The sequence below is a fragment of the Bradyrhizobium stylosanthis genome (assembly GCF_001641335.1).
Lineage (GTDB): Bacteria > Pseudomonadota > Alphaproteobacteria > Rhizobiales > Xanthobacteraceae > Bradyrhizobium > Bradyrhizobium stylosanthis.
The window spans coordinates 1,038,425-1,065,132 of sequence record NZ_LVEM01000003.1 but is presented as its reverse complement, the minus strand read 5'-3'; the positions used below and the strand labels follow the sequence as shown (position 1 = coordinate 1,065,132).

The window sequence follows — 26,708 nt, the reverse complement described above, 5'->3', positions numbered from 1 at the left end:
CCGTGACGATATCAGGGAGAACTGACCTTCCATGCGCGTCTTTTCCGCCGCCCTTGCCACCGAGACCAACACCTTTGCGCCGATGCCGACAGGCGTGTCGGCCTTCCACGAGCGTGCCTACTATCCGGCCGGGCAACATCCCGACCGGATGCAGATGCACGGCGGCCCGCTTTGGGCCGCGCGCGAGGTCGGGCCTTCGCGTGGCTGGACCCTGATCGAGGGGCTGGTGGCGGCGGCCGTGCCCAACGGCATCGTGACGCGCGCAGCCTTCGAGAGCCTGCGCGACCAGCTCCTTGCGGACCTCAAGGCCGCTCTTCCCGTCGACATGGTCCTGCTCGGCATGCACGGCGCGATGGTCGCCGACGGCTATGACGATTGCGAAGGCGATCTCCTTGCGCGTGTCCGGCAGATCGTCGGGCCCGATACGGTCATCGGCGGCACGCTCGACCCGCATACCCATCTCAGCGATGCCATGGTTGGCAATGCCGATCTCCTGATCTGCTGGAAGGAGTATCCGCACACGGACATTCTGGAGCGGGCGAGGGAGCTCGTCGCGTTCTGCACGGCACTGGCCGAGAAGCGGCTCAAGCTCAAATCCGCGGTCGTCGATACCGGCATGATTGCGACGCTGCACACCACGCGTGAACCGGGAAAGAGCTTTGTGAACCGCGTGCGCGCGCTCGAGGGCAAGGACGGCATCGTGTCGGTCTCGATCGTGCACGGCTTCTCGTGGGGCGATGTGCCCGACATGGGCACCAGGATGCTCGTCTACAGCGACGCCGCGGCGGATCCCGACGGCGCTCGGGGGAAGGAGCTGGCGCAACGTCTGGCGCGCGAGCTGCGCGAATTGCGCGATGCGCTCGTCGAGCCCCTGATCGGTGTTGATGCCGCGCTCGATGCGGCGGTCGCCACGAACGGTACGGTGGTGCTCGGCGACGGCAACGACAATCCCGGCGGCGGCGCGCCGGGCGATTCGACCTATATCCTGCGGCGCCTCCTCGACCGCAACGTCGCGAGTGCCTGTCTCGGGCCGCTGTGGGATCCCGGCGCCGTGCGGATTGCCTTCGATGCCGGCGTCGGCGCGCGCCTTGGCCTGCGCATCGGCGGCAAGATCGGGCCGCTGTCCGGCGATCCCGTCGACGCCGTCTGGGAAATCCGGGCGCTCAAGGCGGACATGGTCATGACGGGACTTGCGGGAACGCCGGCGAAGCTCGGCGACTGCGCGCTCATAGCGTGCAACGGCGTCGAGGTCGCGCTCTCGACCTTCCGTTGCCAGGCCTTCGGCGCCGATCTCTTTACGCAGCTCGGGGTCGATCCCGCGCAGCGCAAGATTGTCGTGGTCAAGTCATCCCAGCATTTCCGCGCATCCTTCGAGCCGATCGCTGCGAAGGTCATCATGGTCGACGTGCCCGGCGTCGTCGCGCGCGACATCACGTCATTGCCGTATCGCAAGATCAAGCGACCGAAATGGCCGCTGGATGCCGGCTGACGGCGCATCCGCGCTTCAATAGCAGGCGGTCATCAATTTCAGCTTCGGATAGAGCCGGTCGATCGCGGCGATCTCGCTTCGCATCTGCGCGATGATCCAGTCGCGGATCTCGGCAGCGATCGGGCGCATCGCCCGGTTGCGTGGCGGCAGGAATTCGCAGATGCGGCGCGTGGTGGTGAGCCGGTCGGAGGCCGGCACCAGCGCGCCGGTCAGCAGCCAGTGCGAGGCGACCGTGAGCCAGCCGAGCGCGATGCCCTGGCCGAGCAGGGCGGCCTGCACCACGACGGCATAGTCGGTAAAGCTCAGTCCCTTGGCTGCGCCGCGGCGTCCGGTGAGCAGCGAGGCGTAGTCTGCGGCCCAGTCGCCGGGCGTCTCGGCGAGGCGGATGATGGTATTGCCCTCGGCGGGATCGGTCTCGCCGAGATAGGCCGGGCTGCACATCGGCAGCATCGCTTCCTTCATCACCAGCGTGCCGCCGGACGACGGCTCGTCGCGGTCGCGAAAGCGCATGCCGAGATCGACATTCTCCACCGGACCGCGCAGCGCGCCTGAGATGAGCTGGAAGCGCAGGTCGACCTGCGGAAACTGCTTCTGCAGCTTGTCGATGCGCGGCATCAGCCAGTGCGTGGTGAAGGCGGAGGAGACCGACAGCGTCACTGTCTCGGTGCCCTTGCGCCGCCGCTCGATCTCCACGAGCCCGCTCTCGATGCTGCGAAAACCTTCGAGCACGCGGCGATAGAGCAGCTCGCCTTCCTCGGTGAGCACCGCGCGGCCCGCCTTGCGATCGAACAGGCGGACGCCGAGATGATCCTCGAGCTGGCCCAGCATGCGGCTCACCGCGGGCTGCGTGACGTTCAGCTCGGCTGCCGCCGCCGTGAAGCTGCCGTTGCGCGCCGCCGCGTCGAAGACGAACAGGGCGTTACTCGACGGCAGCATGCGGCGCAGCTCTGGCATAACGTCATGTTATGGACGCGGTGAGAATTTGGCAATTGCCGAGTTTTGCCAAGTCTGGTGTCATTGGCATGACAGCCTAAACACAGGGGCTTCGGGAGAAGATTTGGTGCGGCGCACGCTTTGACGGTGCGGGCTCCAGATCCCTGTCTATAAAGCAGGCTTATGGCGCGCAGTGAGGCACGCCATTGCAGGACATGGCGAGGTCGATCGTTGGACAAACGAGCGGAAAGCGTCGAGATCAGGTCCGCGAGCAAGGCTTACGGCGCGGTTCGCGCGCTCGACGACGTGTCCCTCAATGTCGGCGCCGGCGAGTTCGTCTCGCTGCTCGGCCCCTCCGGTTCCGGCAAGACCACGCTGCTCGGCATCTTGGGCGGCTTCATCCTGCCGACCTCGGGCACAATCCTCTTTGGCGGGCGCGATGTCACTTACATGCCGCCGCACAAGCGCGACATCGGCGTCGTGTTCCAGAACTATGCGCTGTTCCCGCATATGAGCGTCGGCGAGAATGTCGCCTTTCCGCTGCGCGCACGGCGCCTGCCGAAATCCTCCTGGCCGGACAAGGTGCGCGCGGCGCTCGGCATGGTCGGCCTTGCCGGTTATGAAGAGCGCGGCATCGCTCAGCTCTCCGGCGGCCAGCGCCAGCGCGTTGCGCTCGCGCGCGCCATGATCTTCGAGCCGCGCCTGATCCTGATGGACGAGCCGCTCTCGGCGCTCGACAAGCAGCTCCGCGAATCCATGCAGATCGAGCTGCGGGCGCTGCACCGGCGCATCGGCGCCACCATCATCTATGTCACCCACGACCAGCGCGAGGCGCTGACCATGAGCGACCGCGTCGCCGTGATGAAGGACGGCAGGCTGGTCCAGATCGACGTGCCCGAGCGGCTGCACGATCATCCCGCGGATTCCTTCGTCGCCAGCTTCATCGGCGAGGCGACGATGCTCCCCGTTCGCCGCGTCGATGCCTCCAGCGTCGCGCTCGGCAACGCACTTCTGCGCAGCGCCCGCGCCATTCCCGACGGCGATGCGCTGATGCTTGCGGTGCACAGCGAGAAGCTGCTGATCGACGACGGCGCGCAGGACGGCGCCTGCAACCGGCTGACCGGCACGGTCACCGACATCGTCTACCAGGGCGAGAGCCTGCGCATCTTCCTGGCGCTTGCCGATGGCATCGCGCTCAGTCTGCGCCAGCCGGCCTATCACCAGGCCTATCACCGCATCCCGCCGCTCGGCGGTAGCCTCACCGTCACGCTCCACCCCGAGGACACCATCGTCGTGCCCCGGGTGGGGGACTGAACCTAAAGCCGCGTCCAACCGGAGAGAAGAAACCACATGTCGACCCAAGCCGCGTTCAGCAACTTCAAGGTTCTTACTTTCGACGTCGTCGGCACCTTGATCGATTTCGAGGCCGGCGTGCTCGCAGCGGTGCGCAGGATCTCCGGCAAGACGCCGGCCGAGCTCAGCGACGACGTCATCTTCGAATCCTACAAGCGCGGCCGCGACAAGCACTATGAGCGCTCGAGCGAGGTGATGTTCCACGTCTATCGCTATCTCGCCAAGGAGCTCGGGCTGCCGGCTGACGACGCCTCCTGCGACGTGTTCCAGCTCGCCGTGCTGCGCTGGGGCCCGTTCCCGGATTCGGTCGAGGCCTTGAAGCGCCTGCGCACCAAGTTCCGCCTGGTGGCGATGACCAACGCCGACCGCGTTGCGCTGTCCTGCTACGCGCATGCGCTCGGCAACCCCTTCGACGACACCGTCTGCGCCGACGACACCGGGGTGGCAAAACCGAACCCGGAGTTCTTCGCCTACAACAGGGGCCGTCAGTCGGCGTTTGGCTACAAGCAGTCCGACATCCTGCACGTCGCGCAGAGCCAGTATCACGACATCGGGATCGCGCGGAAACTTGGCTACAAAGTGTGCTGGATCGAGCGCCGCCAGGGCATCGCCGGTTTCGGCGGCACGCCGGCGGTCGAAACGCTGACCAAGCCGGACTTCCACTATCCGACACTGAAGGCGCTGGCCGACGCGGCGATCGGGCCGGCGGCGTAAGGTCGTGAGTACGGGCATGACACGGGACTGGAGCGCGCTGCCATCGGTCAATTCGCTGTGGGAAGCCACGGCGGATCCGGCGCGCGCCTTTCCCGCGCTGTCGGGCGAACAGCAGGCAGATGTGGTGATCATCGGCGCGGGCTATACGGGCCTCTCCGCCGCGCACCACATCACCAGGAGTGGGCTTGCGCCTGTCGTGCTGGAGGCGAACCGTCCCGGCTGGGGCGCGAGCGGGCGCAACGGCGGGGTGATCACCGCAAAGTTCCGCCTCTCGTTCCGCGAGATCGACGCCGTGCACGGCCGCTCCATGGCCAAGCGCATGTACGAGATCGCACATGAATCGACCGACATGGTCGAGGAGCTCGTCTCCGAATTCGGCATCGCCAGCGCGAATTTGACGCGCACCGGCCAGGTCAAGGCTGCGCATAATGAGACGACGCTCCGGGCGGCGATCGACGAGGCCAACTGGATGACGCGCGAGATGGGATCGGCCGAGGTCCGCATCCTCGACAAGGACGGCGTGCGCGAGGAGACCGGCTCCGACATTTTCGTCGGCGGCGTGCTCAATCCCGGCTCGGGCGGCATCCATCCGCTGAACTATCTGCGCGGGCTCGCGAGCGGCGTGGCCGGCCGCGGCGTGCCCATCTTCCAGGAATCGCCGGTGATAAAGCTTCGGCGGGAGAAGGACGGCATCGTCGCCGAGACGCCACGAGGCGCCGTGCGCGCAAAGCAGGCGATCATCGCCACCAACAGCTATTCCGACCTGACCGGCGCCACCGCGCATCTGCAGCGCACGCTGATCCCGTTCCGCAGCGCCATGGTCGCGACGGAACGACTGCCGCGCAATCTCGCGGGACAATTGATGCCGACGGGGCGCACCTATACCGAGACCAAGCGCATGATGCGCTGGTTCCGCATGGTCGACAACCGCGTCATCTTCGGTGGCCGCGGCGCCTTCGGCAAGGAGGATTCGCAGGCCGCCTTCGATGCCTTGCGCAAGGCGATGGTCGGCATCTTCCCGGATCTCGCCGACATTCCGCTCGACTACAAATGGTCGGGCCTCGTCGCCATGACGCTGGACTCGGTGCCGCATATCGGCCGGCTCGACGACCGCACGCTGGTCTCGCTCGGCTACAACGGCGCCGGCGTTGCGATGTCGAGCCTGATGGGCCGCTATCTCGCCGCCCTCGTACGCGGCGAGAGCCCCGACGTCGGCCTGCTCGATGTCAGCCGCATGAAGGCCATTCCGTTCTATCCGCTGCGCGAGCCCGCCGTGCGCATGGTCGCCGGCTGGTACCAGTTTCTCGATGCGATCGGTCGGTGAGATCATTTTGGCGATGGAGGAGGCGAGGATGAACACGAAACGGAATTTTGAAATGGGCTGCGCGCTGTTGGGCGCGCTCGCGCTCGGCGGCACCGCGGCGAATGCCGCCGAACAGATCACCTTCGTCTCGCAGGGCGGCGCCTATCAGCAGGCGCAGACGGTGGCGATCCTCGATCCCTCCGCCAAGAAGCTCGGCATCACCATCAACCAGGATTCCATCCCCGACGCCTGGCCCGCGATCAAGACGCAGGTCGGCAGCGGCAAGCCGATCTGGGACGTGGTGGACACGCCGACCGGCAACTGCCTGCGCGGCGGCGAACAGGGGCTGATCGAGAAGCTCGACTTCTCGAAGATTCCGAACGGCGCGGCGATGCCGGAGGCGTATCGCAGTCCTTATTCGGTGTCCTACGAGTTCTATTCCAGCGTGCTGGCCTACAGCCAGAAGACCTTTCCGAAGGACGCGCCGAACAGCTGGGCCGATTTCTGGGACGTGAAGAAATTCCCCGGCCGCCGTGCGCTGCGCAACCACCCGTTCGCTACGCTCGAGGCCGCGCTGATGGCCGATGGCGTCGCGCCGGACAAGCTCTATCCGCTCGACGTTGACCGCGCCTTCAGGAAGCTGGAGGAGATCAAGCCGCACATCACGGTGTGGTGGACCTCGGGCGCGCAATCGGCGCAGCTCCTCAACGACGGCGAGGTCGACATGGAGATGGCCTGGAACGGCCGTGTCAGCGCGGTCGCCAAGGAAGGCGCCAAGGTGTCCTTCACCTACAATCAGGGCATCCTGCAGAGCACTTCGCTGTGCATCCTCAAGGGCGCACCGAATCTCGAGACGGCGGTGAAGTTCCTCAACGAGGCCGTCGATCCCGTGCACCAGGCCAATCTGCCGCTGCACATCGACTATGGTCCGGGCAATCCCAAGGCGTTCGAGACCAACGTGATCAAGCCCGAGCGTGCCGCGCAACTGCCGAGCGAGCCCGCCAACGCATCGAAGCAGGCGCTGATGTCCTATGCCTGGTGGTCTTCTCCGGCCGGAGAGGCCGCCGAGAAGCGCTGGGCATCGTTCATGCAGAAGTAGGGCGAGGCGGCGTTGACGACATCGGTGCCAGATCCATCCCTGAAGCATCAGCGCCGCGAGCATGCGCTGATGCTGGCATTGGTGTCGCCGGCACTGCTGGTGATCCTGGCGCTGATCGTGCTGCCGGTCGGCTGGCTCGCCTGGCAGTCGATCTATCATGACGGCTTCACGCTGGAGAATTATCGCCGCGTCTTCACCGAAGACGTCTATTGGCGCAGCTTTGCGCTGACCTTCGAGATCAGCCTCGCGGTGACTGTCATCGCGCTACTGCTCGGCTATCCCGTCGCCTATCTCGCCAATTCCGTGCCGAAGGGATGGAGCATCCTCATCCTGTCGCTGGTCGTGCTGCCGTTCTGGACCAGCGTGCTGGTGCGCGCCTATGCCTGGCTGGCGCTGCTGCAGCGTACCGGTGTGATCAACCAGTTCCTGCGCTATCTCGACGTGATCTCGGAGCCGCTTGCGCTGGTCCACAACACGTTCGGTACGGTGGTAGCGACGGTGCACATCCTGCTGCCGTTCATGGTGCTGCCGCTCTACGCCACCATGCAGAAGATCCCCGGCGATCTCATGCAGGCCGGCGCCAGCCTGGGCGCGAGCCCGTCGCTGACCTTCATGCGGGTCTTCCTGCCGCTGTCGCTGCCGGGCGTGCTCGCCGGCTGCACCATGGTGTTCGTGCTCTGCCTCGGCTTCTACATCACGCCGGAGCTGCTCGGCGGCGGCCGCACCGTGATGGTGTCGATGCTGGTGAGCCGCAATGTCGAGCTCTACAACCAGTTCGGCGCCGCGAGCGCCGTTGCCGTCGTGCTGCTGCTCAGCGTGCTTGCGATCTTCTTCGTCGTCAGCCGCTTCATCTCGCTCGATCGCGTGCTGGGGCAGAAATGATGCGCGCCTCGCCCGCCCGGATCGTCCTTTACGTAATCAGCGCGCTGGTGCTGGTCTATCTGATCCTGCCTGTGCTGATCATCGCGCCGATCTCGTTCTCCAGCGCGCGCTTCCTGACTTTCCCGCCGCCGTCCTTCTCGCTGCGGTGGTACCAGCAATATTTCTCAAATCCCGCCTGGATGCAGGCGACGCGGGTGACGCTGACGGTCGCGCTCCTCACCGTGGTGATCGCGACGCCGCTTGGCGTTGCCGCCGCCTATGCCATCAGCCAGTCGAAGCTGCGGATCATGCGCCTGATCCACATGGCGCTGCTGTTGCCGCTGGTGGTGCCGATCATCATCACCGCGGTCGGCATCTTCTTCGTCTATGCCAGGGTAGGCCTGGTCGCGACCATGCCCGGCCTCGTATTGGCCAACGTGATGCTGGGACTGCCTTACGTCGTGATCTCGGTGCTGGCGGGCCTGCAGAGCTTCGATCCCGCACAGGAGATGGTAGCGCGCAGCCTCGGCATGAACCGCCTGCGCAGCTTCTTTGCGGTGACGCTGCCGCAGATCAAGTCCAGCGTGGTGGCGGGCGGCATCTTCGCCTTCATCTCGGCGATGGACGAGACCATCGTCGCGCTGTTCATCTCCGGCGGCCAGTACCAGCCGCTGACCAAGCGCATGTTCACCGCGCTGCGCGACGAGATCGACCCGACGATCGCCGCGATCTCCACGCTGATGACGGCGGCGTCGTTCATGCTGGTGCTGCTGGCGAGCACGCGGCAGAAGCGGGGCGGGTAGGGCCCCGATGTCGTCCCGGCCTAGTGCGCAATTGCGCACTAGGCCGGGACGACACCGAATGTTTGGCGCCAGCTAAGCCTTCGCCCCCAGCCACGCCAGGATCATCTCCACGATCTGCCCCCGGCTCTTCGCCAGCACCCTGGGCTCGCTGAGATCCCGATCGAACAGCGCGCCGAAGGTGTGGCGGTTGGCGACGCGGAAGAAGCAGTAGGAGGAGATGGCGAGGTGCAAATCGATGGCGTCGACGTCGTCGCGGAACACGCCTTCGGTGCGGCCGCGCCTGAGGATGCCGTCGAGCGTTGCGATCACGCTGGCATTGAGCTGGCGCAGCTGCAGGTTCTGCTTCAGATGCTTGCCGTGGTGGATGTTCTCGATGGAGACGAGGCGGATGAAGTTCGGATTGCGCTCGTCGTGGTCGAAGGTCGCCTCGATCAGCCGGCGGAGGCCTTCGCGGGCATCGCAGCTTTCGATGTCGAGCTGGTCCTCGAGCGCGCGGATGCTGCGATAGGCTTCTTCCAGCACGGCGAGATAGAGCTGCTCCTTGCCGCCGAAATAGTAATAGATCATGCGCTTCGACGTGCGCGTCCGCGCCGCGATCGCGTCGACGCGGGCGCCGGAATAGCCCTCCGAGGCGAATTCGGCCATCGCCACTTCGAGGATGTCGCGCTTGGTGCGCTCGGGGTCGTTGGTGCGCTTCGATGGGGGCGGCATGCGCTCGAGCATTGCTGTTTCTCCCGCCAGTTTCCACGGATCACCTTGAAGGTGAAGGCAAATTTCGCCCCCTCGGGCCGTGATCCAACGCGTATTGCATAAACGTACTAGTTCGTACATTATGCGCGGGAAGCAAAGCTGCGGCAACAAAAACCAGAACACGCGTACTGGCGAACCGCCTGACGCGAACCGCACGGGACACATGGGGAGGAATTTCATGACGGTGACGTCAACCGCATCGCTGCCTGCGTCATCCGCAGCGGAAGCCACGCCGAACAAGCTGCCGAAGCGCGCCGCGCTGGTCAGCTTCGTCGGCAGCATGCTCGAATACTACGACTTCTTCATCTACGGCACCGCGGCGGCGCTGATCTTCCCGAAGGTGTTCTTCGCCAATGTCGATCCCGGCACGGCGACGCTGCTCGCGCTGCTGAGCTTCGGCATCGGCTACATCGCGCGTCCCGTCGGCGCCGTGATCCTCGGTCATTTCGGCGACCGCATCGGGCGCAAGACGGTGCTGCTGTTCACGCTGGTGCTGATGGGCGGCTCGACGCTCGCGATCGGGCTGCTGCCGGACGCGAAATCGATCGGCAATGCCGCGCCTGTCATCCTGACGCTGCTGCGCCTGTTGCAGGGCCTGTCGGCGGCCGGCGAGCAGAGCGGGGCGAACTCGCTGACGCTGGAGCATTCCGCCAATTCCAACCGCGCCTTCTTCACGAGCTGGACGCTGAGCGGCACCCAGGCCGGTGCGATCCTGGCGACGCTGGTGTTCATCCCGGTGTCGAGCCTGCCGGAAGACCAGCTCCTGAGCTGGGGCTGGCGCATTCCGTTCCTGCTGTCGTTCTTCGTGCTGGTCGTCGCCTATCTGGTGCGGCGGACCATGCCGGAAACGCCGGTCTTCGAAGACATCAAGGACAAGGCGAAGGTGGCGCGCTTTCCCGTCGTGGCACTGCTGCGCGATTACTGGCCTGACGTGCTGCGCGTGATCGTCTGCGCTTTGATCGCCACCGTCAGCACCATGACCGCCGTGTTCGCGCTCGGCTACGCGACGTCCAAATTCGGCGTCGCGCGTCCGACCATGCTGTGGGCCGGTGTGCTCGGCAATGTCACCGCGCTGATCACCCAGCCGCTGTGGGCGCTGCTCGCTGACCGGATCGGCCGCAAGCCGGTATTCATCGGCGGTGTGCTTGGCTGCGCCGTGCTGCTGTTCCCCTATTTCATGCTGGTGACGTCGGGCAACACGATCGCGATCTTTGCAGCGGCGATGATCCTGTCCGGCGTGGTCTATGCCGCGCCGAACGCGATCTGGCCGTCGTTCTACGCGGAGATGTTCGAAGCGCGCGTGCGCTATTCCGGCACGGCGATCGGTACCCAGCTTGGCTTCCTCGCCGCCGGCTTCACGCCGTTGGTCAGTGCGAGCCTGGTCGGCGAGGGACCGAACGGCTGGGTTCCGGTGGCGATCTTCGTGGCCTGCTGCTGCGTGATCTCGGCGGCGGCCGCGGCGACCGCGCGCGAAACCCACACCGTGGATATCGCCGATCTCGGCAAGCGGCGCGCTTGAGCGAACAGACAGGATAGCAGCGCATGCTGACCAACGCAGTTTCGACCACGAGCGGGCCGGTCGTCGGCGCCGAGCAGGACGGCCTGCGCGCCTTCAAGGGCGTGCCGTTCGCAACCGCGCGGCGCTTTGCAAGGGCGGTACCGCCCCGCGCGTGGACGGAGCCGCGTCGCTGCACGGACTACGGCGCCTACGCGCCGCAGCCCGGCCACCTCGATCAAGCCGCTGAGGAGGCCTGTCTCAGCCTGAACATCTGGGTGCCGGCCAAGGCCGATGGCCCGCTGCCCGTCCTGTTCTTCATCCATGGCGGCGCCTTCGTCACCGGCGGCGGCGCCGATTACGACGGCGCATTCCTCGCCGCGCATGGCCCCGCGGTGGTCGTCACCATCAACTACCGGCTCGGCCCGCTCGGCTTCCTGCAGCTCCACCGTCACGGATTGAGCGAAGCCAACAACCTCGCCATCACGGATACGCTCGCCGCGCTCGACTGGGTGCGCGCCAACATCGCGGGTTTCGGCGGCGATCCCGACGCCATCACTCTGTCCGGCCAGTCGGCCGGCGCCTCCCTGGTGATCGCGCTGGCGACGCTGCCGCAGGCGAGAGGCAAGTTCATCCGCGCCCTCGCGCTGAGCGCGCCCGGGCGGAGCATCATGAGCGCCGATCATGCCGACGCGGTCGCGCGCCGCGTGCTTGACGAGGTCGAGCTGGCGCGCGATCCGACCGCGATCGCCTCGGTGCCGCTGCCAAGGCTCTTTGCCGCAGTCGAGCGCGTCGGCCGCATGATCGCGGATGAGACGGCGTCAGGTACCGTGTTCGGTCCGGTGCTCGACGGCAGCGTCATCCCGCGCGAGCCGAGCGACGCCTTCGCCGACGGCGGGTTGCGCCACATTCCGCTCTGGCTCGGCTCCTGCCGCGACGAGATGGCGATGTTCCTGAAGAGCACGCCGCCGGCTGCGATGATCCGCACCACCGAGCGCCAGGTGCGGACCTCGCTCGGCGATGCCGGCTGGGAACGTCTGCTGGCCTATTACCGCGCCACGGCGCGCGTCGATGAAGATCCCTACGAAGCGCTGCTATCCGACGCGTTCTGGCATCGCCCGATGGCCGATCTGGCGCGGCTGCATGCTGCGGCCGGCGGCGCGGTGTGGCTGAGCCGGTTCGACCATCGCCCGGCACTGGAGCCGTTCCTGTCGCAGGGGCCGACCCACGGCGCGGACAATGCGTGCCTCTGGGCGCACCTGCCCGACTTCATCGATCGCCCGATCCTGAAGCGCAAGGGCGGACCGATGACGGCTGCCGACATCGATGTTGCGGCGCGTTTTCAGGCGAGCCTGCTGCGCTTCGTCACGACGGGTGTGCCCGATGTCGCGGAAGCCTGGCCGCGGTTCGAACCGGAAAGGGAGCCGCTCGCCATCTTCGGCCAGCCGTTCCATGTCGTGCCTCTCAGCGAAGGCGTGCGTCCGCGCCTGTGGGCGGAGCTGCAATCCGGCGCGCCGCGCGTCCCGGCGATCGCTTGAACGCGATAGCCCGCTCATGTAAGGCTTGCTCCAGCGCCGATTTGATCCTCAGCTTGCGGGCGCTTTTTAAAAATGCAGCTAAAGAGAACCGCAGACCCTGCATCGACCCGCATTGCGTGAATCGTCGGCCATCTCGAACGGAGAGGCCACATGAAGTTTGCTGCCATCGCGGACGTGCACGGAAATCGTCCGGCGCTCGAGGCCGTGCTCGCGGACATTGCCGCGCTCGGTATCGACGAGACCGTGAATCTCGGCGATCACGTCAGCGGCCCGCTCGAGGCGGCGCGAACCGCGGACCTGCTGATTCAGCGCGGCTTTCCGTCGATACGGGGCGATCAGGATCGCATCTTGCTGGAGATCCGGCAGGCCGGCGTCTCGGCGCGCAGCGATTTCCGGCAGCTCGAGCCCAGGCATTTCGATTGGATGGCCAGCATGCCGTCCACCCTGATGTACCGGGAGCGGGTGTTCCTGTGCCATGGATCGCCGAAGGACGATGCTGCGTTCTGGCTCGATCATATCGCGGATGACGGCAGCGTGCGCCCGGCCGGAATCGCGGCCATCGAAGCTGGTGCCGCGGGGATCGATGCAGGCCTCATCCTGTGCGCGCACACGCACATTCCACGAGTTGTTCGCCTCAGGGACGGGCGCATGGTGGTCAATCCCGGCAGCGTCGGATTGCCCGGTTACGACGGGAAGGTGCCCGTTCCCTATGTGGTCGAGGTCGGCACGCCGCACGCGAGCTACGCAATCCTGGAGCAAGTCCGAGGCGGCTGGTCCGCCATGATCCGCTACGTGCCCTACGACACCGCGACCATGGCCGCACTGGCGCAGGCCAAGGGAATGCTCACCTGGGCGAGCGCCATCGCAACGGGTTGGGTAGAGCGGGAGGGGACGTAGCTCTCATTTCTGTTCGTTGTGCACGACCAGCACCGGCACGCTTCCGTCCGCCAGGACCTCCGATGTCTGACTCCCGAGGAACAGCTTCTTGAGACCGCGGCGTCCGTGGGAGCCCATGACGATCAAGTCGCAGCCGCCCGACTTGGCCGTCGCGATGATCGTGGTGGCGGGGTGCGCGTTCGGAACATGCAGGAGCTCGGCGGATATCCCGGCCTGCTCCGCCATGGCGCGCGCTTGATCGAGGAAATTGCCCGCGCGCTGCTTGGACGCGGCGTCGAAGACATCCATCTCGTGCTGCGACGGTATCCATCCCGAGGCGTGTCCGCTTCCGTAGTCGACCGGCAGCGGTTCGGTCACGGCGATCACCGTCACCTTGGCCTTCAAGGCCTTCGCCAGGGCAATTCCGTGCCTGAGGCCGTTTTTCGCGACCTCCGATCCATCCGTGCTCAGAAGAAGATGGGCGTACATTTGCGAACTCCCTTCTCAACAACGTCGTCAGCGTGTTCCGGCGCTGGGTTGACCTTCAAGCGGGTCTGCACCTCATGGACAGACCAGGACCGGGATCTTCGCGTGCGTCAGCACCTTGTTGGTCACGCTGCCGATCAGAAGTGCGGACAGTCCGCTTCGCCCATGCGACGACATGACGATGAGGTCGCAGCCTTTGTCCGCGGCAGCCGCGAGGATGGCTTGATGGGGTTGCCCGCTCTCCGTCTGGATCGTCTGGCAGGACACACCGGCCGTCCTGGCGGCATCCGACGCGCGATCGAGCACCTTCGTGGCCTGCTCCTTGCGATACTCGACATAGGTCGCGACGGCTTCGAGGAACCGTCCCGATAGGTCCGAAAACGGTTCCACGACGAAGATGATGGAGACGGCGGCGCGAAGGGATTTCGCGAGTGCCAATCCGTGCGTCACCCCACGCTCCGCCAGCTCGGACCCATCTGTCGGAATGAGAATATGCCGGTACATGCTCTACCTCCCGATTGTGCGGACGTATCGCCGACTGCAAAGGGTAAGCCTAGCTCGCCTTCCGGATGTAATCTTGAGATAGATCAATCAACAAAGATGTCGGAATTCAGTTCATCTGAGAGATCCGGCGGGTTCCACTGCGTGGTTTCCTTAGGCGCGGTCGGCGCGGTATGAAGGTTTTCGTCCTGATGTTCAGTCGGGCGTGTTCTTCGCTCAGCGCAGGAACGGCACGGGATGGGCCGCGCGGTAGAAGAAGTTGATCAGGGTGTTGATGTCGAACACCGGAAGGTTTGAGATTTCGGCGACGTCCTTCGAGAACGGGCACATGTTGGTGCACTCGAACAGGATCGCGCCGGGATTTGTGCAGGACGCCATGAAGGCTTCCGTCATCTCGATCATCTCGGCCCGCAGCACGTCGGTGTCCAGCTCCTCGCGGCCGAGAATGTAGGTTGCGGGAAACTGCGCATCAGGCTTCATGCCCTGGATCTGCACGGCGATCTCGTCCGGCGACCAGCCGACGCCGCGGAAATGCCCGGCGTTCATGTGGTGGCCGCGTTCGGTGAAGATACCGATGATTTTGCCCGGCGGCAGCATGGCGTGGATCAGCGGCGCCTGGATCAGGCTCGAGGTGAAGACCGGGATGTTCACGGCGGCGGCGAGCTGCTTCTGGAACGGCGCGAGGAAGCCGCAGCTGGTCGTGATCGCCTTGACGCCGTCGGCTTCCAGCTCGCGGGCCGCGGCGATGAAGGGCTCGAGCAGGGCGGGATCGGGCAGGTCGCCCATGATCCGCGTGGCGTGCGCGCCGCGCACGATCTTGTAACGCACCGGGAAGTCGTAGGAGAGCGCATTGCCGATGTCGCCGCGCGGGCGCGGGAAACGAGTATCGAGCATCAGGATGCCGATGGTCTCGCCGTAATTCGTGTAGCCGCCGCGGAGCTTCATGAATCCCTCCATCGATTCGGGATGGTCGTGACCGGCAGTCTAGTGCGTTTCGTGAAAGCGGCTGAGAAAGGATTTCAGCCGCTCGCTGCGCGGTTGGCGGATGGTCTCTTCCGGCGTGCCGATCTCGGCCATGATTCCGTCGTTCATGAAGCCGACGCGGGTGGAGACGTCGGCGGCGAAGGTCATCTCGTGCGTGACCAGCACCATGGTCATGCCCTCGCTCGCGAGGCTGCGGATGACGGCGAGGACTTCGCCGACGAGCTCAGGGTCGAGCGCCGAGGTCGGCTCGTCGAACAGCATCACCTCGGGCTTCATGGCGAGCGCACGGGCGATTGCGACGCGCTGCTTCTGGCCGCCGGACAGGCGGCTCGGAAAGGCGTCGGCCTTGTCGGCGAGGCCGACCTTGGCGAGCAGGTCGCGGCCGAGCGCGTCGGCCTCCGCCTGTGCCATGCCCTTCACCTGCACGGGGCCTTCGGTGATGTTGCGAAGCACCGACATGTGCGGGAATAGGTTGAAGTGCTGGAACACCATGCCGACGCTGCGGCGGAGCAGTGCAAGTTGCGCATCGCCCGCGGGGCGAACGCCCCTGCCGAAGGCGAATTGGTGCGTGCCGATCGCGAGCTCGCCCTGCTGCGGCATCTCCAGGAGATTGAGACAGCGCAGGAAGGTGGACTTGCCCGAGCCGGAGGCGCCGATCAGGGTGACGACCTCGCCGCGTGCGACATCGAGCGAGACGCCCTTGAGCACCTCATGGTCGCCGAAGGCCTTGTGGATATTGCTTGCGATCAGGGCACTCATCGATGTGCTCCCATCCTCAGCTCGACCCGGTCCGCGACCAGCGTCAGCGGGAACAGCACGACGAAATAAAGCACGGCGATCGTGGTGTAGACCTCGAGCGGGCGGTAGCTCGCCGCTGTGATCACCGAGCCCTGGTAGAGCAGGTCGCCGACCGCGACCACCGACACCAGCGAGGTGTTCTTGAGCTGCATGATGGTCTGGTTGATGAAGGAGGGGATCATCACCTGCGTCGCCTGCGGCAGCACGATGCGGCGGAAGATCTTGCCGCGGCGCATGCCGATGGCGCGCCCGGCCTCCCATTGGCCGACATCGACGGCCTCGATGCCGCCGCGGAAGATCTCCGCGTAGAACGAGCCGGCATAGAGCGACAACGCGATGAAGCAGGCCATCGCCGGCGACATGTCGACACCGATCAGGACGGGCAGGGCGTAATACATCCAGACCAGCTGCACCAGCAGCGGCGTGCAGCGGAAGATCTCGATATAGAGACGCAGCGGCACCGCAATCCAGCGCGGCGCCGTCGTGCGCAGGATGCCGACGATCAGTCCGATCACGAGGCCCGCGGCGACCGTGGTCACCGTGTAGAAGACGGTGACCAGGAGCCCTTGCCAGATCAGGCCCCAATACGGCTTGAGCGCCGCGAACTCCCAGACATACATCGTCGCGCGGCCGTCAGAACTGCACTTCGGGTGGCAGATCGTCCGCGGTGAGGCCGACCGCTTCGAAACCCTTGAGCATCCATTCGCGGGTCTGGCCCATCGAACGGTTGTAGTCGGCCCAGGCGCTGAGGAAGTCCTTGTAGCGGCGGTCGTTCTCGGCGCGGATGCCCATGTTGGTCGGCAGCGTCAGCAGCGGGCGCGGGATGGCGAGATCGCCGAGGTTCGGGTTCTTCTTCAGGGTCGAGACCGAGAGCACGGCGAGCGAGACGTTGCAGTCGGCACGTCCCGTCGCAACCGCAAGGATCGCCTCGTCGCGGTTCTTGAAGCCGAGGATGTTGGCCTTCGGGCAGTAGCGGCGCGCGATGGTCTCGTGGGTCGAGCCGATGTCGACGGCGATCTTCACTTCGGGCTTGTTGAGCTCGGCCCAGGTCTGCGGCTTGGCAAAGCCCTTCTTGGTGATGACGGTGAAGGAGTGCACCAGGATCGGGGTCGAGAAGTCGATGACGAGGGCGCGCTCGGGCGTCGGGTTCACGGCGAAGGCGAGGTCGACCTTGTCGGCCTGCAGGTCGAGGATCTGGTTGCCCCAGGTCGATTCCAGCGTCTCGACCTTGGCGCCGAGCTTGCTCGCAATGTCCTTGGCCATCTCGATGCAGGCGCCGGACCATTCGTTGGTGGCGAGATCCTTATGGAAGTAGGGCTCCTGGCCGACGATGACGGCGACCCGGAGCACGCCATTCTTCTTGATGCGGTCGAGCGTGGAGGCCGGTGCGTCGGCCTTGGCCGGGGTGCCGGCGGCGGCGATCGCTGCGCCCGCGAGCGCGACTGTGGTGAGAGCGTCCCTGCGATTCATGGTCTCTGTCTCCCTGGATTTTGGGTCGGATCGTCTCCGGCCACTGGACTATTTCTGTATTCAGGATAAAATGCAATACGGTATTTCATGTTGCTGGTCATTTGTGCGGCAAGGCAGAGGTGAGCCCAATATCTTGGCAGGATTGCGCAAAATTCCCCGGCGACGGGGATTGCAAATCGCATTCAAGTCTGAATACAAGACTGAACGCAATTCGAATGTAAGCTGAAGGAGGGGCCCGTGCGCGCTCTATTCGTCGATGCAAACGACACCCTGGCGGCGGTGACCGACAAGCTGCTGCGCTCCCAGGATCTGCCTGTCGGCATCAACCGCAACCCCTCGATCAAGCCCGACGAGCTGCCCGGCCTCCTTGGCGATGCCGAGATCATGATCGTCGACCACACAGCTGTGCCGACGCCGATCGCCGAGACGTGCAAGGCGCTCAAGCACGTCGTCTTCCTCGGTACCGGCGCGCGCAGCTACATGAATCCGGAGGAGCTCGCTGAGCGCGGCATCTCCGTCCACACGATCAAGGGTTATGGCGACACGGCCGTTGCCGAATGCGCGATCGCGCTGATGTGGGCCTCCGCAAAGAGCTTCGGCGAGATGGATCGCGGCATGCGCGAGGGCAACTGGCTGCGCCGCGACGCGGTCCAGCTCACCGGCAAGACGCTCGGCCTGATCGGCTTCGGCGGCATCGCGGCGGAAGCCGCGCGCATGGCGGCGGGCTGCGGCATGAAGGTGATCGCCTGGAACAGGACGCCGAAGACCCATCCGGGCGTCGAGTTCGTGTCGCTGGAGAAGCTGCTCGCCGAGAGCCACGTCGTCTCGCTGCATCTCCTGCTCAACGACGAGACCAAGGGCTTCCTGTCGCGCGAGCGCATCGCGCAGATGCGCAAGGGCAGCATCCTGATCAACACCGCGCGCGGCGCGGTCGTCGACGAGGACGCGATGCTGGAGGCGCTCCGCTCGGGCCACATCGCCCATGCCGGCCTCGACGTCTTCACCGTCGAACCGCTCCCGGCGGGCCATGCGCTGACGAAGCTGCCGAACGTGACCCTGTCGGCGCATTCGGCGTTCCGCACGCCGGAGGCGAGCGACAACCTCATCGGCGCGGCGCTCGATCATTGCCGCCGCATCATCGCCACCGGCAAGTAAGGGGATATCCCATGTCTGACATCACCCGCATCGACCAGAACGCCCGCCGCAGCCGCGCCTCCGTGTTCGGCGATCTCGTCTTCCTTGCAGGCCAGGTCGCGGACACCAAGACCGCCGACATCACCCAGCAGACCAAGGAAGCTTTGGCCAAGGTCGACGACATGCTGGCACGCGCCGGCACCGACAAGTCGCGCCTGCTCAGCGTCCAGGTCTGGCTCAAGACCATGGACGATTTCGACGCCATGAACGCGGTTTATGACGCCTGGGTCGTGCCAGGCAACACGCCGACCCGCGCCTGCGGCAAGGTCGAGCTCGCCGATCCCGCCTTCCGTATCGAAGTGATCGCGATCGCCGCGCGCAAGTAAGTAAGTAAGGGCTCGGCCGTGACCGTCAGGGCATCCGCATCCGGCTTTCGGTCTGCACAGCGCATCAGCGCGATCGGCGTCTCCGAGATCCTGAAGATCGGCGCGGTCGCGCAGCGGCTGAAGCGCGAGGGCCGGCCGGTGATCGTGCTGGGGGCCGGCGAGCCTGATTTCGACACGCCGGATCACGCCAAGGACGCGGCGATAAGCGCCATCCGCGCCGGGCAGACCAAATACACCATCCTCGACGGCTCGGTGGAGCTGAAGGCGGCCATCGCGGAGAAATTCCGCCGCGAGAACGATCTCGTCTATGCCGCGGACGAGATCACCGCCGGCGCCGGCGCCAAGCAGGTGATCCACAACGCCTTCATGGCGAGCTTAAGTCCGGGCGACCAGGTGATCCTCGCCGCGCCCTATTGGACCAGCTATGCCGACATGGTCCGCATCGCCGACGGCACGCCGGTGGATGTGCTCTGCCGTGAGGACAACGGCTTTCGCCTCGATGCCGCCGATCTCGAGCGCGCGATCACGCCGAAGACGCGCTGGCTGCTCCTGAACTCGCCGTCCAACCCGACGGGTGCGGCCTATTCGGCGGCGCAGCTCCGGCCGATCCTCGACGTGCTCAAGCGCCATCCGCATGTCTGGCTGATGGCCGACGACATCTACGAGCACCTCACCTACGACGGCATGCCGTTCGTGACCGCCGCAGCGCTCGAGCCGAGCCTGAAATCGCGCACGCTGACCGTCAACGGCGTCTCCAAGGCCTACGCCATGACCGGCTGGCGCGTCGGCTATGGCGGCGGGCCGCGCGAACTGATCGCGGCGATGGCGGTGGTGCAGAGCCAGAGCACGACCAATCCGTCCTCGGTGAGCCAGGCGGCCGCGATCGCCGCCTTGAGCGGACCGCAGGACGTTCTTGTGGAGCGCCGCGCTGCGTTCCAGCGCCGCCGCGACATCGTGGTCGATGCGCTCAATGCGATCGACGGCGTCAGCTGCCGCCGGCCGGAGGGCGCGTTCTACACCTATGCCAGCTGCGCCGGCCTGATCGGCCGCCGCATGCCTGGCGGCGACGTCATCGACAGCGACGCGGCGTTCTGCCGCTTCCTGCTGGAGAGGCATGACGTGGCCGTGGTGCCGGGCAGCTGTTTCGGCCTTGCACCTTATTTCCGCCTGTCCTACGCCACCTCGGAACAAAACTTGCGCGAAGCCTTGAAGCGCATCGCCAAAGCCTGCAGGGAGCTGTCATGACCATCAGAAACACCCGCACCGGGGGCCAGATCCTGATCGATCAGCTGGTGGCCCAGGGCGTCGACCGCGTCACCTGCGTGCCGGGCGAGAGCTATCTGGCGGCGCTCGATGCGCTGCATGACAGCCCGATCGACGTCGTGATCTGCCGCGCCGAAGGCGGTGCCGCGATGATGGCGGAGGCCTATGGCAAGCTCACGGGACGCCCCGGCATCTGCTTCGTCACCCGCGGCCCCGGCGCCACCAATGCCAGCCACGGCGTCCATATCGCGATGCAGGATTCGACGCCGATGATCCTGTTCGTCGGCCAGGTCGACACCGGCATGCGCGAGCGCGAGGCGTTCCAGGAGCTCGACTACAAGGCCGTGTTCGGTCCCATGGCGAAATGGGCGGTCGAGATCGACCGTCCCGACCGTATCCCGGAGCTGGTCGCGCGCGCGTTCCGCGTCGCCATGCAGGGCCGTCCCGGTCCCGTCGTGATCGCACTGCCGGAGAACATGCTGACCGAGACCGCCGCCGTCGCCGATGCCATGCGCATCGAGCCCGCGGTGAGCTGGCCGGCGCCGTCTGATATCGAGCGCGTCGGTGCGATGCTCGCCGGCGCCAAGGCGCCGCTGGTCATCCTCGGCGGCTCGCGCTGGACCGACGAGGCGACCAAGAGCATCGCGCGCTTTGCCGAACGCTTCGACCTTCCAGTTGCGACCTCGTTCCGCCGGGCCTCGCTGATCGATGCCGATCATTCGCATTATGCCGGCGATCTCGGCATCGGGCCGAGCCCGGGCCTGAAGGCGCGCATCGACAACGCCGACGTCGTCCTTCTCATCGGCGGCCGCATGTCGGAGATGCCGTCCTCGTCCTACACGCTCTTGGACATTCCGACGCCGAAGCAGAAGCTGATCCACGTGCATCCGGGCTCGGAAGAGCTCGGCCGCGTCTACCAGCCCGAGCTTGCCATCCAGGCAACGCCCGCTGCATTCGCCGCCGCCGTCGAGACGCTGAAGCCCGCGGGCGCGGTCGCCTGGAAGGGCGAGGCCGCCAAGGCGCACGCCGATTATCTCGCCTGGACGGACAAGGCGCGCGAGCTGCCGGGCCACTTCCAGTACGGCCAGGTGATGACCTGGCTGCGCGACCGCTTGCCGAAGGACGCGATCGTCTGCAACGGCGCCGGCAATTATGCCGGCTGGATCCATCGCCATCATCGCTTCCACAGCTTCGCGGCCCAGCTCGCGCCGACCTCGGGCTCGATGGGCTACGGCGTGCCGGCGGGCGTGCTGGCGAAGCGGCAATATCCGGACCGTGTCGTCGTCGCCTTTGCCGGTGACGGCTGCTTCCTGATGAACGGCCAGGAATTCGCAACCGCCGTGCAGTACGATGCGCCGCTGGTCGTGATCGTGGTCGACAATTCGCAATACGGCACCATCCGCATGCATCAGGAGCGCGACTATCCCGGCCGCGTCGTCGGCACCCAGCTCAAGAACCCGGACTTCGCGATGTACGCCAAGGCGTTCGGCGGTCATGGCGAGCGCGTCGAGCGCACCGAGGAGTTCGCGCCGGCGTTCGAGCGCGCGCTCGCCTCGGGCAAGCCGTCGATCCTCCATTGCATCATCGATCCCAGGGCGATCTCGGTCGGCAAGGATTTCACGCCGCAAGTGAAGGCTTAAGCGATGCCGGAAGGCCGCCACGTCGCCATCATCGGAGCCGGCGCGGTCGGCGTGATCAGCGCCATCGAGGCGCTGCGCGAGGGTCATCGCGTCACGCTGATCGATCCGGGCGAGCCGGGCGGCGAGCAGGCGGCAAGCTACGGCAATGCCGGCTGGCTCTCCTCGCATTCGGTGATCCCGCCGGCCGAGCCGGGCATCTGGAAGAAGGTGCCGGGCTATCTGATGGACCCGCTCGGCCCGCTGGCGATCCGCTGGTCCTACTTGCCGAAGGCGCTGCCCTGGCTGATCAAGTATTTGCTGTCGGGCTGGACCGAGGCGAAGGTCGAGAAGACGGCCTTCGCGCTGCGTGATCTCCTGAAGGACGCACCGCTGCTGCACCGGAAGCTGGCGGAAGAGGCGGGCGTCCCTGAACTGGTCGAGCGCAACGGCGTGATGCACGTGTTCCCGTCGCGCGGCAATTTCGACAACGATCTCGGCTGGCGCCTGCGCAAGAAGGTCGGCGTCCAGTGGATGGAGCTGAGCGCCGACGAGATGCGCCAGCGCGAGCCGGATCTGCATCCGCGCTACACCTTTGGCGTCGTCGTGGAGGAGGCCGGACGCTGCCGCGATCCCGGTGCTTATGTCGCAGCGCTCGCCAATCATGCGATCGCGAATGGTGCCAAGCACGTGCGCGCCAAGGCGACGGGGCTTAAGCTAAACGGCAACAAGGTCGTGGCCGTTATCACCGAGACCGGCGAGATTGCTTGCGATGCCGCCGTGGTCGCGGCTGGCGCGCATTCAAAACGGCTCACCGCATCGGTCGGCGATCCCCTGCCGCTCGAGACCGAGCGTGGCTATCACGTCATGATCGAGAATCCGGAATCAGGTCCGCGCAGCTCAATGATGGCGTCCGACGCCAAGATGGTGGTGAACTGGACCGACAAAGGCCTGCGCGCCGCCGGCACGGTCGAGATCGCCGGGCTCGAAGCCGCGCCGAACTGGAAGCGCGCCGAGATCCTGCGCAACAACCTCCTCGGCATGTTCCCGAAGCTGCCGAAGGACATTCCGGCCTCGCGCATCAAGACCTGGTTCGGCCATCGGCCGAGCATGCCGGACGGGCTGCCCTGCATCGGCCATGCCCGCGCCTCGCGCGACATCGTCTATGCCTTCGGCCACGGTCATGTCGGCCTGGTCGGCTCAGCCCGCACCGGCCGCCTCGTCGCGCAGCTCCTGAGCGGCAAGCAGCCCGAGATTCCGCTCGCGCCGTTCGCACCCACCCGCTTCCTCTGAGATCGCACCCATGACCTATCCTGCCAACTCGCCTTCCCGTATTGCCCGCGGCGGCAAGGCCGTCTATGGCGCGCCGCTCGGCATCCTGATGCTGGAAGCACGCTTTCCCCGCATTCCCGGCGACATGGGCAACGGCACGACCTGGCCGTTCCCGGTGCTCTATCGCGTGGTGAGCGGCGCTTCGCCGGAGAAGGTGGTGCTGAAGGGCGCGGCCGGCCTGCTGCCTGATTTCATCGACGCGGCGAAAGATCTGGTGCGGCTCGGGGCGGAGGCCATCACCACCAATTGCGGCTTCCTCTCGCTGTTCCAGAAGGAGATCGCTGCGGCCGTCGGCGTTCCCGTTGCGACCTCGTCGCTGATGCAGGTGCCGTGGGTGCAGGCGACGCTGCCGCCCGGCAAGCGCGTCGGCCTCGTCACGGTGTCGGGCTCGACCCTGACGCCGGCCCATCTCGAAGGCGCGGGTGTGCCGCTCGATACGCCCCTGGTCGGCACCGAGCACGGCAAGGAGTTCTTCCGCGTCCTGATCAAGGCCGAGAAGGACGACATGGACATCGCGCAGGCCGAGCGCGACGTGGTCGAGGCCGGCAAGGAGCTTGTCGCCAAAAACCCTGATGTCGGCGCCATCGTGCTCGAATGCACCAACATGCCGCCTTATGCGGCGGCATTACAGGCCGAGGTCGGCTTGCCGGTCTACGACATCTATTCCATGATCACCTGGTTTCATGCTGGACTGCGTCCGCGCGCCTTCGCCTGATTCCTTCTGTCGCAAAGCTCTGAACAAACTCGGCTAAACTCTGGTTTGCATTGCCATCGGCCAACCAGCCCCGGTATATTGGGCTGTGTTCGGGCATGAATGCAGCTGATGATGAGCAACGTGGAACTGGCTTCCGATAGTATCGTCGATCGCGTCTATGAACAGCTCAAGGCGATGGCCGTGAGCTACGAGTTCAAGCCGGGCGAACGGCTCAATGAGGGCGAGCTGGCCAAGCGCCTCGGCGTCAGCCGCACCCCGCTGCGCGAAGCGCTCAACCGTCTCAACACGGAGGGCTTCCTGCGCTTCACGCCGGGCAAGGGCTTCTTCTGCCGCGAGCTCGATGCCCACGAGATCTTCGATCTCTACGAGCTGCGCAAGTCGATCGAGGTTGCCTCGATCCGCCTCGCCATCAAGCGGGCAAGTGACGAGGACATCGACGCGCTGCTGAAATTCCTCGAAGCCACCGGTCCCGATCCCGGCGAGCGCTCCTCGGTGGAGCTGGTCGAGCTGGACGAGACCTTTCACGAGCGGCTGATGGGCATGTCGAACAACGCCGAGATGCTGCGCGTGCTGCGCAACGTCAACGCCCGCATCCGCTTCGTGCGCTGGATCGACATGGACCGCATCAATCGCTCCAACACGCAAGCCGAGCACCGCGCCGTCGTCGAAGGCCTGAAGGCGCGCGACGAGGAAGCATGCGTTTCCGTGCTGGAAAAGCACATCGACCGCCGCCTCGATCGCATCACCTCCGCGATCAAGGAAGGCTACGCGCAGATCTACATGCCGGCTGCGGCGAGGACCGCGGCGAATTGACTTCTTCCTTCTCCCCTTGTGGGAGAAGGTGGCGCGAAGCGCCGGATGAGGGGTATCTCTCTGCTAAAGCAAGTGCAGATGAGTGCGAAGAGACAACCCCTCACCCTAGTGAGCCCGTGTCTTCCCGCGGTGATGCCCTCTCCCACAAGGGGAGAGGGCGCAGCAATGCGCATCGCGCCGACGCGGTCTTTATCAAATGCTGGTTCCGTGCTCATCTACGCTTTGCGGTCGCCTAAGTCGGAGTCCTCGTCCGGGCCCGGGTTCTACCGCGAAGAGCTATCCTGGAGTGAGACCATGAAACTATCCGGCAAGGTCGCCGCCATCACCGGCGCGGCGCGCGGCATCGGCAAGGCTTGCGCGAAGAGGTTTTTGGATGACGGCGTCAAGGTCGTCATCTCGGATGTCGATGCCGATGGCCTCGCCGCGACCGCGGCCGAGCTCGGACGGCCGGATGCGTTGCGCACCGTGGTCGGTAATGTCGCCAAACGCGCCGACGTGGATCTGCTCGTCGCAACCGCCGTGAAGGAATTCGGGCGGCTCGACATCATGGTCAACAATGCCGGCGTCGCCCGCAACCGCGACATCCTCGAGATTTCCGAACAGGAATTCGACGAAATCATCGGCATCAATCTGAAGGGCGCGTTCTTCGGCGTGCAGGCGGCGGCGAAGCAGATGATCGCGCAAGGCAGCGGCGGCGGGGTCATCATCAACATGTCCTCGGTGAACGCGCTGCTGGCGATCCCGGCGCTGGCGACCTACGCCATGTCCAAGGGCGGCATGAAGCAATTGACGTCCGTGGCCGCCGTCGCGCTCGCCCCGCACAACATCCGTGTCGTCGCGGTCGGGCCGGGCACGATCCTGACCGACATGGTGGCGTCGTCGATCTACACGTCCGACGATGCCCGCAAGACCGTGCTGTCACGCACGCCGGCCGGCCGTGGCGGCGAGCCGAGCGAAGTTGCCTCGGTGGTGGCGTTCCTTGCCAGCGACGATGCGTCCTACATCACCGGGCAGACCATCTATCCCGATGGCGGCCGGCTGGTCCTGAATTACACGGTGCCGGTGAAGGAGAAGTAGGGGGCGTCGTGTCTCTCAGTCGTCATGCCCGGGCTTGACCCGGGCATCCACGTCTTCCGACGATCGTGGCGCAACGTGGATGGCCGGGTCAAGCCCGGCCATGACGGCACAATCTCGAACCTCACTCCGCCGCGACCGTCATCCCATAGCCCAGCCGCTTCGAAATCCCGCCCGCGCAATCGCGCAGCGCGTGCGCGATCGGGCTGTCCCAGCGCGCATCGAACGTGCCTTCCGGCCCCATCGCGGTGATGACCAGCGCGACATGGCCGGCATGGTCGAACACCGGCGCGGAGAATGCGTTGACGCCGGGCAGGGGATCGCCGAGCGCGCGGGCGAGGCCGTGCTTGCGGACCTCGGCCAGCATATCGGCGACCTTCGCGCCTTTGACGGAACGCTTCGGATTGTAGCCGACGCCGTGACGGTCGAGGCCGCTCTCGAGCGCGGCGTTGATGGTCTTCTCCGGCAGGAAGGCCGCAAAGGCGCGCCCCGTCGCGGTTTCCAGCAGCGCCATCACCGAGCCCGCCCGCATCACGATATGCACGGGCTGGCCGGGCTCCTCGAGCTGCACCACCGTCGGGCCGTGTGTGCCCCACACCGCGAGCGACACCGCGTGCCCGATCTGGCTTGCGAGGCTAGCGATCTTCGGCCGTGCGATGCGCACGCCGGAGAGGCGGCGCAGGCTGATCAGGCCGAGCTCAAGCGCCAGCGCGCCGATCTCGTAGCGGCCGGTGGTCTCGTCCTGCTCGATCAGGCCGATGCGCGAGAAGCTGGCGAGATAGGGATGCGCTTTGGCCGGCGTCATGCCGGCCTCGCGCGCGAGATCGCGCAGCATCATCGGCTCGCCGCTGCGGGCAAGCGCCCGGAGCAGTTCTCCGCCGACCTCGATCGACTGGATGCCGCGGCTTTCTCTCTTCATGCG

27 protein-coding genes are annotated in these 26,708 nt (G+C 65.9%); 18 read left to right on the top strand and 9 right to left on the bottom strand.

Going from position 1 to position 26,708, the window contains the following annotated elements; translation table 11 throughout:
• Nucleotides 1-31: 31 nt before the first annotated feature.
• Nucleotides 32-1,489, top strand: coding sequence for a M81 family metallopeptidase (locus A7X65_RS24715; RefSeq protein ID WP_063689934.1), 1,458 nt, complete (start codon nucleotides 32-34; stop codon nucleotides 1,487-1,489).
• A 15-nt stretch (nucleotides 1,490-1,504) separates the two neighbouring features.
• Here the strand turns inward: A7X65_RS24715 and A7X65_RS24710 are convergent, their stop codons facing one another.
• The gene (locus tag A7X65_RS24710; protein ID WP_063689932.1) at nucleotides 1,505-2,443 is read right to left on the bottom strand and encodes a LysR family transcriptional regulator; all 939 of its coding nucleotides are present in this window, start codon (nucleotides 2,441-2,443) and stop codon (nucleotides 1,505-1,507) included.
• Nucleotides 2,444-2,653: 210 nt separating this feature from the next.
• Here A7X65_RS24710 and A7X65_RS24705 point away from each other — a divergent pair, with 210 nt between their 5' ends.
• The 6 genes from A7X65_RS24705 to A7X65_RS24680 all read left to right on the top strand — a co-directional run bounded on the left by A7X65_RS24705 (nucleotide 2,654) and on the right by A7X65_RS24680 (nucleotide 8,555).
• Nucleotides 2,654-3,736 (top strand): ABC transporter ATP-binding protein, encoded by a 1,083-nt coding sequence (locus tag A7X65_RS24705; protein ID WP_063689929.1) that lies wholly within the window; start codon nucleotides 2,654-2,656, stop codon nucleotides 3,734-3,736.
• 36 nt (nucleotides 3,737-3,772) lie between these two features.
• Nucleotides 3,773-4,489 carry an HAD family hydrolase gene (locus A7X65_RS24700; protein ID WP_063689926.1) on the top strand — a complete coding sequence of 239 codons (717 nt, stop codon included), beginning with the start codon at nucleotides 3,773-3,775 and terminating at the stop codon, nucleotides 4,487-4,489.
• Between the two features lie 16 nt (nucleotides 4,490-4,505).
• Nucleotides 4,506-5,813: an NAD(P)/FAD-dependent oxidoreductase gene (locus tag A7X65_RS24695; RefSeq protein WP_063689923.1), complete on the top strand. Its 1,308-nt coding sequence runs from the start codon at nucleotides 4,506-4,508 to the stop codon at nucleotides 5,811-5,813.
• A 28-nt stretch (nucleotides 5,814-5,841) separates the two neighbouring features.
• Nucleotides 5,842-6,891: an ABC transporter substrate-binding protein gene (locus A7X65_RS24690; protein ID WP_063690777.1), complete on the top strand. Its 1,050-nt coding sequence runs from the start codon at nucleotides 5,842-5,844 to the stop codon at nucleotides 6,889-6,891.
• 69 nt (nucleotides 6,892-6,960) lie between these two features.
• Nucleotides 6,961-7,773 carry an ABC transporter permease gene (locus A7X65_RS24685; protein ID WP_063690779.1) on the top strand — a complete coding sequence of 271 codons (813 nt, stop codon included), beginning with the start codon at nucleotides 6,961-6,963 and terminating at the stop codon, nucleotides 7,771-7,773.
• Nucleotides 7,770-8,555: an ABC transporter permease gene (locus A7X65_RS24680; RefSeq protein WP_063689921.1), complete on the top strand. Its 786-nt coding sequence runs from the start codon at nucleotides 7,770-7,772 to the stop codon at nucleotides 8,553-8,555. The genes A7X65_RS24685 and A7X65_RS24680 overlap by 4 nt, the downstream gene beginning before the upstream one ends.
• 72 nt (nucleotides 8,556-8,627) lie before the next feature.
• On the opposite strand, the gene A7X65_RS24675 is transcribed toward A7X65_RS24680, so the two are convergent.
• Nucleotides 8,628-9,278 carry a TetR/AcrR family transcriptional regulator gene (locus tag A7X65_RS24675; RefSeq protein ID WP_063689919.1) on the bottom strand — a complete coding sequence of 217 codons (651 nt, stop codon included), beginning with the start codon at nucleotides 9,276-9,278 and terminating at the stop codon, nucleotides 8,628-8,630.
• Nucleotides 9,279-9,483: 205 nt separating this feature from the next.
• Between A7X65_RS24675 and A7X65_RS24670 the strand changes: the two genes are divergently transcribed.
• The 3 genes from A7X65_RS24670 (at nucleotide 9,484) to A7X65_RS24660 (ending at nucleotide 13,235) form a co-directional block, all read left to right on the top strand.
• Nucleotides 9,484-10,824, top strand: coding sequence for an MFS transporter (locus A7X65_RS24670; protein ID WP_063689917.1), 1,341 nt, complete (start codon nucleotides 9,484-9,486; stop codon nucleotides 10,822-10,824).
• A 23-nt stretch (nucleotides 10,825-10,847) separates the two neighbouring features.
• Entirely contained in the window at nucleotides 10,848-12,338 is a 1,491-nt protein-coding gene (locus tag A7X65_RS24665) for a carboxylesterase/lipase family protein (protein ID WP_063689915.1), read from the top strand.
• A gap of 150 nt (nucleotides 12,339-12,488) precedes the next feature.
• Nucleotides 12,489-13,235, top strand: a complete 747-nt coding sequence (locus tag A7X65_RS24660) for a metallophosphoesterase family protein (protein ID WP_063689913.1) — start codon at nucleotides 12,489-12,491, stop codon at nucleotides 13,233-13,235.
• 3 nt (nucleotides 13,236-13,238) lie between these two features.
• On the opposite strand, the gene A7X65_RS24655 is transcribed toward A7X65_RS24660, so the two are convergent.
• The 6 genes from A7X65_RS24655 to A7X65_RS24630 all read right to left on the bottom strand — a co-directional run bounded on the left by A7X65_RS24655 (nucleotide 13,239) and on the right by A7X65_RS24630 (nucleotide 17,453).
• Nucleotides 13,239-13,703, bottom strand: coding sequence for a universal stress protein (locus A7X65_RS24655; protein ID WP_063689911.1), 465 nt, complete (start codon nucleotides 13,701-13,703; stop codon nucleotides 13,239-13,241).
• 72 nt (nucleotides 13,704-13,775) lie between these two features.
• Nucleotides 13,776-14,204: a universal stress protein gene (locus A7X65_RS24650; protein WP_063689909.1), complete on the bottom strand. Its 429-nt coding sequence runs from the start codon at nucleotides 14,202-14,204 to the stop codon at nucleotides 13,776-13,778.
• 213 nt (nucleotides 14,205-14,417) lie between these two features.
• On the bottom strand, nucleotides 14,418-15,146 hold the full coding sequence (locus A7X65_RS24645) for an aspartate/glutamate racemase family protein (RefSeq protein ID WP_063690774.1): 729 nt from the start codon (nucleotides 15,144-15,146) through the stop codon (nucleotides 14,418-14,420).
• A 39-nt stretch (nucleotides 15,147-15,185) separates the two neighbouring features.
• Nucleotides 15,186-15,944 (bottom strand): amino acid ABC transporter ATP-binding protein, encoded by a 759-nt coding sequence (locus A7X65_RS24640; protein WP_063689905.1) that lies wholly within the window; start codon nucleotides 15,942-15,944, stop codon nucleotides 15,186-15,188.
• On the bottom strand, nucleotides 15,941-16,603 hold the full coding sequence (locus tag A7X65_RS24635) for an amino acid ABC transporter permease (protein WP_063689902.1): 663 nt from the start codon (nucleotides 16,601-16,603) through the stop codon (nucleotides 15,941-15,943). The genes A7X65_RS24640 and A7X65_RS24635 overlap by 4 nt, the downstream gene beginning before the upstream one ends.
• Nucleotides 16,604-16,616: 13 nt before the next feature.
• A complete protein-coding gene (locus tag A7X65_RS24630) occupies nucleotides 16,617-17,453 on the bottom strand; it encodes a transporter substrate-binding domain-containing protein (protein ID WP_063689898.1) in 837 nt (278 codons plus the stop codon).
• A 237-nt stretch (nucleotides 17,454-17,690) separates the two neighbouring features.
• On the opposite strand from A7X65_RS24630, the gene A7X65_RS24625 reads away from it, so the two are divergent.
• From A7X65_RS24625 to A7X65_RS24590, 8 genes are all read left to right on the top strand, one after another.
• Complete coding sequence (locus A7X65_RS24625; RefSeq protein ID WP_063689895.1) at nucleotides 17,691-18,608, top strand: NAD(P)-dependent oxidoreductase; 918 nt, start codon at nucleotides 17,691-17,693, stop codon at nucleotides 18,606-18,608.
• Nucleotides 18,609-18,619: 11 nt separating this feature from the next.
• Nucleotides 18,620-18,973 carry a RidA family protein gene (locus A7X65_RS24620; RefSeq protein ID WP_063689892.1) on the top strand — a complete coding sequence of 118 codons (354 nt, stop codon included), beginning with the start codon at nucleotides 18,620-18,622 and terminating at the stop codon, nucleotides 18,971-18,973.
• A gap of 18 nt (nucleotides 18,974-18,991) precedes the next feature.
• Entirely contained in the window at nucleotides 18,992-20,218 is a 1,227-nt protein-coding gene (locus A7X65_RS24615) for a pyridoxal phosphate-dependent aminotransferase (protein WP_063689889.1), read from the top strand.
• Nucleotides 20,215-21,876: a thiamine pyrophosphate-binding protein gene (locus A7X65_RS24610; RefSeq protein WP_063689886.1), complete on the top strand. Its 1,662-nt coding sequence runs from the start codon at nucleotides 20,215-20,217 to the stop codon at nucleotides 21,874-21,876. Before A7X65_RS24615 ends, A7X65_RS24610 begins: the two co-directional genes overlap by 4 nt.
• Nucleotides 21,877-21,879: 3 nt before the next feature.
• Complete coding sequence (locus A7X65_RS24605; RefSeq protein ID WP_063689883.1) at nucleotides 21,880-23,145, top strand: NAD(P)/FAD-dependent oxidoreductase; 1,266 nt, start codon at nucleotides 21,880-21,882, stop codon at nucleotides 23,143-23,145.
• A gap of 10 nt (nucleotides 23,146-23,155) precedes the next feature.
• Nucleotides 23,156-23,899: an aspartate/glutamate racemase family protein gene (locus A7X65_RS24600; protein ID WP_018641179.1), complete on the top strand. Its 744-nt coding sequence runs from the start codon at nucleotides 23,156-23,158 to the stop codon at nucleotides 23,897-23,899.
• Between the two features lie 108 nt (nucleotides 23,900-24,007).
• Nucleotides 24,008-24,712 (top strand): GntR family transcriptional regulator, encoded by a 705-nt coding sequence (locus tag A7X65_RS24595; RefSeq protein WP_245323798.1) that lies wholly within the window; start codon nucleotides 24,008-24,010, stop codon nucleotides 24,710-24,712.
• A 294-nt stretch (nucleotides 24,713-25,006) separates the two neighbouring features.
• Nucleotides 25,007-25,789, top strand: a complete 783-nt coding sequence (locus tag A7X65_RS24590; RefSeq protein ID WP_063689877.1) for an SDR family NAD(P)-dependent oxidoreductase — start codon at nucleotides 25,007-25,009, stop codon at nucleotides 25,787-25,789.
• 121 nt (nucleotides 25,790-25,910) lie between these two features.
• On the opposite strand, the gene A7X65_RS24585 is transcribed toward A7X65_RS24590, so the two are convergent.
• The gene (locus tag A7X65_RS24585) at nucleotides 25,911-26,705 is read right to left on the bottom strand and encodes an IclR family transcriptional regulator (RefSeq protein WP_063689873.1); all 795 of its coding nucleotides are present in this window, start codon (nucleotides 26,703-26,705) and stop codon (nucleotides 25,911-25,913) included.
• Nucleotides 26,706-26,708: the final 3 nt, after the last annotated feature.

Excerpts from the sequence above, each read along its gene's own strand:
- A7X65_RS24610 (WP_063689886.1), top strand. The coding sequence starts at position 20,215 with ATGACCATCAGAAACACCCGCACCGGGGGCCAGATCCTGATCGATCAG.
- A7X65_RS24665 (WP_063689915.1), top strand. The coding sequence starts at position 10,848 with ATGCTGACCAACGCAGTTTCGACCACGAGCGGGCCGGTCGTCGGCGCC.
- A7X65_RS24695 (WP_063689923.1), top strand. The coding sequence starts at position 4,506 with ATGACACGGGACTGGAGCGCGCTGCCATCGGTCAATTCGCTGTGGGAA.
- A7X65_RS24675 (WP_063689919.1), bottom strand. The coding sequence starts at position 9,278 with ATGCTCGAGCGCATGCCGCCCCCATCGAAGCGCACCAACGACCCCGAG.
- A7X65_RS24690 (WP_063690777.1), top strand. The coding sequence starts at position 5,842 with ATGAACACGAAACGGAATTTTGAAATGGGCTGCGCGCTGTTGGGCGCG.
- A7X65_RS24655 (WP_063689911.1), bottom strand. The coding sequence starts at position 13,703 with ATGTACGCCCATCTTCTTCTGAGCACGGATGGATCGGAGGTCGCGAAA.
- A7X65_RS24605 (WP_063689883.1), top strand. The coding sequence starts at position 21,880 with ATGCCGGAAGGCCGCCACGTCGCCATCATCGGAGCCGGCGCGGTCGGC.
- A7X65_RS24670 (WP_063689917.1), top strand. The coding sequence starts at position 9,484 with ATGACGGTGACGTCAACCGCATCGCTGCCTGCGTCATCCGCAGCGGAA.
- A7X65_RS24650 (WP_063689909.1), bottom strand. The coding sequence starts at position 14,204 with ATGTACCGGCATATTCTCATTCCGACAGATGGGTCCGAGCTGGCGGAG.
- A7X65_RS24585 (WP_063689873.1), bottom strand. The coding sequence starts at position 26,705 with ATGAAGAGAGAAAGCCGCGGCATCCAGTCGATCGAGGTCGGCGGAGAA.
- A7X65_RS24640 (WP_063689905.1), bottom strand. The coding sequence starts at position 15,944 with ATGAGTGCCCTGATCGCAAGCAATATCCACAAGGCCTTCGGCGACCAT.
- A7X65_RS24645 (WP_063690774.1), bottom strand. The coding sequence starts at position 15,146 with ATGAAGCTCCGCGGCGGCTACACGAATTACGGCGAGACCATCGGCATC.
- A7X65_RS24600 (WP_018641179.1), top strand. The coding sequence starts at position 23,156 with ATGACCTATCCTGCCAACTCGCCTTCCCGTATTGCCCGCGGCGGCAAG.
- A7X65_RS24635 (WP_063689902.1), bottom strand. The coding sequence starts at position 16,603 with ATGTATGTCTGGGAGTTCGCGGCGCTCAAGCCGTATTGGGGCCTGATC.
- A7X65_RS24715 (WP_063689934.1), top strand. The coding sequence starts at position 32 with ATGCGCGTCTTTTCCGCCGCCCTTGCCACCGAGACCAACACCTTTGCG.
- A7X65_RS24660 (WP_063689913.1), top strand. The coding sequence starts at position 12,489 with ATGAAGTTTGCTGCCATCGCGGACGTGCACGGAAATCGTCCGGCGCTC.
- A7X65_RS24685 (WP_063690779.1), top strand. The coding sequence starts at position 6,961 with ATGCTGGCATTGGTGTCGCCGGCACTGCTGGTGATCCTGGCGCTGATC.
- A7X65_RS24630 (WP_063689898.1), bottom strand. The coding sequence starts at position 17,453 with ATGAATCGCAGGGACGCTCTCACCACAGTCGCGCTCGCGGGCGCAGCG.
- A7X65_RS24620 (WP_063689892.1), top strand. The coding sequence starts at position 18,620 with ATGTCTGACATCACCCGCATCGACCAGAACGCCCGCCGCAGCCGCGCC.
- A7X65_RS24680 (WP_063689921.1), top strand. The coding sequence starts at position 7,770 with ATGATGCGCGCCTCGCCCGCCCGGATCGTCCTTTACGTAATCAGCGCG.
- A7X65_RS24700 (WP_063689926.1), top strand. The coding sequence starts at position 3,773 with ATGTCGACCCAAGCCGCGTTCAGCAACTTCAAGGTTCTTACTTTCGAC.
- A7X65_RS24590 (WP_063689877.1), top strand. The coding sequence starts at position 25,007 with ATGAAACTATCCGGCAAGGTCGCCGCCATCACCGGCGCGGCGCGCGGC.
- A7X65_RS24595 (WP_245323798.1), top strand. The coding sequence starts at position 24,008 with ATGATGAGCAACGTGGAACTGGCTTCCGATAGTATCGTCGATCGCGTC.
- A7X65_RS24710 (WP_063689932.1), bottom strand. The coding sequence starts at position 2,443 with ATGCCAGAGCTGCGCCGCATGCTGCCGTCGAGTAACGCCCTGTTCGTC.